General features: G+C 63.3%; 6 protein-coding genes. 2 read left to right on the top strand and 4 right to left on the bottom strand.

Features of this window, described 5'->3' with window-relative positions; all coding sequences use genetic code 11:
• On the top strand, positions 1-349 hold a 349-nt coding region (locus tag AAGD32_18365), incomplete at its 5' end, for a carboxypeptidase-like regulatory domain-containing protein (GenBank protein MEM8876213.1).
• Positions 350-364: 15 nt separating this feature from the next.
• On the opposite strand, the gene AAGD32_18360 is transcribed toward AAGD32_18365, so the two are convergent.
• Both AAGD32_18360 and AAGD32_18355 read right to left on the bottom strand, forming a co-directional pair.
• Positions 365-1,804 carry an ABC transporter permease gene (locus AAGD32_18360; protein ID MEM8876212.1) on the bottom strand — a complete coding sequence of 480 codons (1,440 nt, stop codon included), beginning with the start codon at positions 1,802-1,804 and terminating at the stop codon, positions 365-367.
• Positions 1,805-1,817: 13 nt separating this feature from the next.
• Complete coding sequence (locus AAGD32_18355) at positions 1,818-2,762, bottom strand: ATP-binding cassette domain-containing protein (GenBank protein ID MEM8876211.1); 945 nt, start codon at positions 2,760-2,762, stop codon at positions 1,818-1,820.
• A 110-nt stretch (positions 2,763-2,872) separates the two neighbouring features.
• On the opposite strand from AAGD32_18355, the gene AAGD32_18350 reads away from it, so the two are divergent.
• Positions 2,873-3,106 (top strand): hypothetical protein, encoded by a 234-nt coding sequence (locus AAGD32_18350; GenBank protein MEM8876210.1) that lies wholly within the window; start codon positions 2,873-2,875, stop codon positions 3,104-3,106.
• A gap of 11 nt (positions 3,107-3,117) precedes the next feature.
• Here the strand turns inward: AAGD32_18350 and AAGD32_18345 are convergent, their stop codons facing one another.
• Together AAGD32_18345 and AAGD32_18340 are read right to left on the bottom strand one after the other, a co-directional pair.
• The gene (locus tag AAGD32_18345; protein MEM8876209.1) at positions 3,118-4,101 is read right to left on the bottom strand and encodes an inositol monophosphatase; all 984 of its coding nucleotides are present in this window, start codon (positions 4,099-4,101) and stop codon (positions 3,118-3,120) included.
• Positions 4,102-4,179: 78 nt separating this feature from the next.
• The coding region (locus tag AAGD32_18340; GenBank protein ID MEM8876208.1) for a hypothetical protein at positions 4,180-4,646 on the bottom strand (467 nt) is incomplete at its 5' end.

Below are 4,646 nucleotides of genomic sequence, written 5' to 3'. Positions count from 1 at the left end.
GGCACCTGTACGGCTTTTCAAAGCCATCGATTACGGGGGTGGGCTCGGTGAAGGCACAAACCGATCTGGTGGAGCCCGCCAGCGGAGTTTCGATGAAAGCCTTGGGGCCCTACCTGACATGTACGCACAAAAGGGGAATCGTGGCGGGAAAGGTCGCACTAGTAAGGCTGGCAAACCAGCCGGTGCCACGATGACGGACAAAGATGGCAAGTTCGAGTTCAAAAACCTCGAGCCCGGGCGCTACCGGTACGAGGCAGGTGTCCAAGGGCGAGATGGGTTCCGAGCGGCAACCATCCGTCTCAAGCCGGGTGAAAAGAAAGAGCTTGAGGTAAAGCTCGTTACCCAGTAGGTGGATCTAGTAGGATCACCCCTTCAGCACCCATCCCACGAGTTGTCGTGGGGTGGGTGCTTTTCCGTAGCTGAGCATGCCGACGCGGAAGATTCTGCCGGCGAGCCAGATGACGGCGATCGTGCCAGCCAGGCTGCTGGCGACGGCGAGGAGCGTTTGCCAGAGTGGCACGCCCGGAGGTACCGCGAGGCGCACCAGGCCGATGATGCTGGCCGTGAACGGGAAGAGTCCGAGGAACGTGGAGAGCGTGCTGTTGGGATCCTCCACCACCGGCATCACAAGGCTGATCGGAACGACCAACAGCAGGATGATCGGCGTCATCAACGACTGGGCTTCCTTGATGTTGTTCACGGCCGCCCCGGCCGCGGTGAACATCGCGCCGAACAGCAGGGCGGTCAGGATCGTGAACACGACGAACCAGACGAGCGTCATCGGCGGCACGAACTGGGCGAAGCCGAAGTAGGCGGCCGTGGCGTATGCGCCGGCGACATAGACGATGCCGAGCGTGAGCGCCGTGCCGACGCCGCCGAGGAGCTTGCCCATCATGATCTCGAACGGCCGGGCGCCGCTGAGTAACACCTCGGCGATGCGTAGCTGCTTCTCCTCGATGACGTTGGTCGTCATGGGCGAGACGCCGGTCATCACGACGAGAAACATCACCGCCAGCAGCCCGATCGGCACGGCGAACGCGGCGATCAGCCGACCGCCTTTCCTTTCCTCCGCGACTTCGCCGGTCTCGGTCTTTTCGTAGAGCCCGCCGTCCTGGATGGCCATCGGCGTGGCCAGCTGCATGACCTGGCTCACGACGCCGAGGTTGATGTTGGCGTTGGCCATCCGCTTGAACTGCACGGGCTGGCGAAGCTCACGGTTGAGCAGGTTGGTGAACGTGCGGTAAGTCGGCTTGTTCGAGACGTAACGAACGACGCTCGAGTCGGTCTGAAGATTGCCGAGGATGTCCATCGCGCCCAGCGCGGCGGTCGGACTTTGGGCGGCCTCTTCGAGTTCCTTGAGGTCGTCGGGGTTGAGCTGCTTCATCTTCGGTTGCAGCAAGTCTTCGCCGACTTCCACGAACGCCAACAGCTCGCCGCTACGCACACGGTCGGAGAGATCGACGCGTTGCGTATCGAGGTCGGTCGCATCAATGCGTTCGATCACGAACTTCGGTTCGGTCTGGCGCGTGATCGGTTCGCCGTCCTCGTCTTCGCCGCTTCCGAGCACCTGAGGCTTCGCGTTGTGACGTTCGACCGCGGCCTCGATCATGTCGTAGACGGTGCCGCCGGTGTGGTCGATGATGGCGACCTTGCGGGTGCTGCCATCGCCGACGCTCTGAGCAAACTGGCCCGCGACGAAGCCGAAACCCATCAGGATCGGCATCATGATCAGGCCGACGATGAACCCCTTGGTCTTCACGGCCGCGAGGTATTCACGAACGGTAACGGTCCAGATTTTCGACATGGGTGGGTCCGGGTTACGCGGCGTCGGTTGCGGGCAGCGGGGCGGCGAGGTCTTCGACAGCGGGGGAGGCGATGCGAACGAAGATGTCCTGCAGCGATGGGCGGGCAATCTCGAAGTGACGCACGTCGCCGAGCGTGGTCAGTTGCCGCAGGATTTCCGAGCGGTCGGCGTCAACGGCGATGGCGAGCTCGCGCAGGCTGCCGTGGTCGATGATGCCGTGTACGCCGGGCAGAGCGGAGAGTTGGTCGTGGGTTGCGCCGGGCACTTCGACGCGTAACACGTCCTCGCCGTGCTCGTGCTTGATGGCGTCGAGTGTGCCGTCGAGGACTTTCTTGCCCTTGTAGATCATGAAAATCTGGTCGCACATCCGCTCGGCGGTGCTCATGTCGTGGGTGCTGAAGATCACCGTCGTCCCCGCGTCGCGCAGGGCGAAGATCGCGTCGCGGATGACGACCTGATTGACCGGGTCGAGCCCGCTGAACACTTCGTCGAGCAGCACGAGTTTGGGTTTGGGCATGGTCGTCGCGAGGAACTGCACCTTCTGGCTCATGCCCTTGGAGAGCTGCTCGACCTTCTTGTCGGCCCAGCCATCGAGGCCGATGCGGTCGAGCGCCTCGTCGATCTCGCCCTTGCTCGGCGTGTAGCCCTTCATCTTGTTCATGAACGCCAGGACCTCGCGGACCTTCATGCCCTTGTACAGGGAGCGCTCCTCGGGCAGGTAGCCGACGCGATCGTCGGGCCGGGTGCTGTGGTCGGCCCCGAGTACGCGGACGACGCCGTCGTCGGGGTGGAAGATCCGCATGATCATCCGCAGCGTGGTCGTCTTGCCCGAGCCGTTGGGCCCGATGAAGCCGTAGCAACTGCCGGCGGGCACGGAGACCGACACGTCATCGACCGCCGTGTGCGAGCCGAAACGCTTGGTTACATTCGTGAGTTCAACGTCCGATGCGTCAGCCATGGGGCGAGAAGCATACGCGGCATCGAGAAAAGTCGCACAAACCCTCGCACGTCCGGCATGGTGTTTGCCCCTCCTGCAACGACACGCAACACCTATCACGGAGACACACCATGCAGACACCCACCCAGGAACGTACCGATTTCGACGCACCGCACCTCATCGAAGATTCGGTGAAGCAAGTACCCAGCGACACCTTCATGTGGCTGGCCGGCGGTTCGATCGCGGCTTCACTGACTTTGAAACTCATGGGCCGCGAGCGTGACGCTTTGTTCGTCGGTCAGTGGGCGCCCACATTTATCGCGTTGGGCGTGTACAACAAGCTCGCCAAGCGGATGCGTAGCTGACGCTGACCATCTCAAACACCCATCCAACGCTGCAGTTCCGGTTCGAGTCGGGACTGCAGCGTTTTGTTGGCGTAGCCGACCCAGTTGATTCCGGTCAACAAATCCATCGGCCCGTCCAACGGCTTGCCGGCGACATCGGTCAGGATCACCCCCGCCATTTCGGCCACTAACCACGACGCACAGTCGTACGGGTGGCAACAAAGCCCCGCTCCCGCTCCGAGTCGCTCGTAGAAGGCGGGACGAAGGTCGGCGTTGAACCGGTCATGGCCGACGATCAACTCGTACCACTGTCCGCCGGTCGAAATGTACTGGTCGACGAAGACCGACGCCTTGGCGACATCGGCGGGGCCGAGCTGGGTGGCCATGAGTGCTTCGGTCAGTTCCGCGGCGAGGGTCATCGTGCCGGGGAAAAAACTGGCGACGCTGGCGAAGCCGTGCTCGACCGTGGTTGCCGTCGAAGGACGGATCGGTAGATCGACAACGCCTCTGTTCAGCAGGTCGTGCCTCTCGCCGCGCAGCCCGAGCTGGGTCGAGGCGGTCAACACGTCGGCCTGGCCCATCTTGCTCGTGGGTAGCTCGGTCATGGCCGCGACCTCGATGTCGCGCAGGCGGGTACCGTCGCCCTTGTCCGGTGCGACACCGCCCAAACTCCAGGCGGCCCGCTTGTCGTGCATGATGCCGCGCGTTCCGTCGATCGGATCGAGGATCACACGAATCACCGGCTCGCCATCGCCGAGTTTCACCGGCCCCTCGGTCCCGTCCTCCCGCTCGATCCCTTCGGCGATCAGCACCATCGGTTGCCGCTTCGCCCACTCCCGGCACACGTCTAGCACCGCCGGCTCTACCACCGCATCGATCGCATAGATCGTGTCCGCCGCCGTCGTTTTGTCGACGCCGGCGAGCTGCTTCCCGCGCGATGCAACGATCGCGTCGCGGACCGCCAACTGCATCTCCACGAGAAACTCCAACGCGACGTCATGATCGAAGGACGGCATGCGTCGGAAGCTAACGCTCCAGAATCACAACTCAATAGCCGCGACAGTGAGTCGTTGGCTCTCGGCTATCGTCTTGCCCTAGGTCCGTGTACCGATCTGCAGGATGACGATGACCAACAGCAGAAACAGCATGACGTGGATCGACAACGCCGTGCGATAGGTGTGCGGGAGGCGCAGGTACATCGCCTGCGCAATCGTCAGCCCGATGACCGTGAGGACGAAAGTGGCAAGTAGCGCCACGGCCAAGATGCCGAAAAAGTCCCACGCCGAACGCGGGTCGAAGAGCGTGAAGGCGATGAGCATCAGGCCGCCGATGAGGATCGGTAGCCGCATGTCGGCCCCGTAGAGCCCGGCCCGCAGGACGTGCCCGACCCCGACGCCGGCCCGCCGCAGTGTTTGCTGGAAGATCAGCAGTGCCCCGACGCAGAGCCACGGATACGCCGCGACGAACAGCACCAACGCAAGCAACCGCCAGCCGCCCTCGATCACGAGCACGTCGATCGCCTCGGCGGCTGCTTCCGGCCAGCTAACGCCGAGTTGCCCGC

This window comes from Planctomycetota bacterium, from assembly GCA_039182125.1.
Classification (GTDB): Bacteria; Planctomycetota; Phycisphaerae; order Tepidisphaerales; family Tepidisphaeraceae; genus JBCDCH01.
The sequence above is the reverse complement of the archived record's forward strand: the minus strand, read 5'-3'. Positions and strand labels throughout refer to the sequence as shown.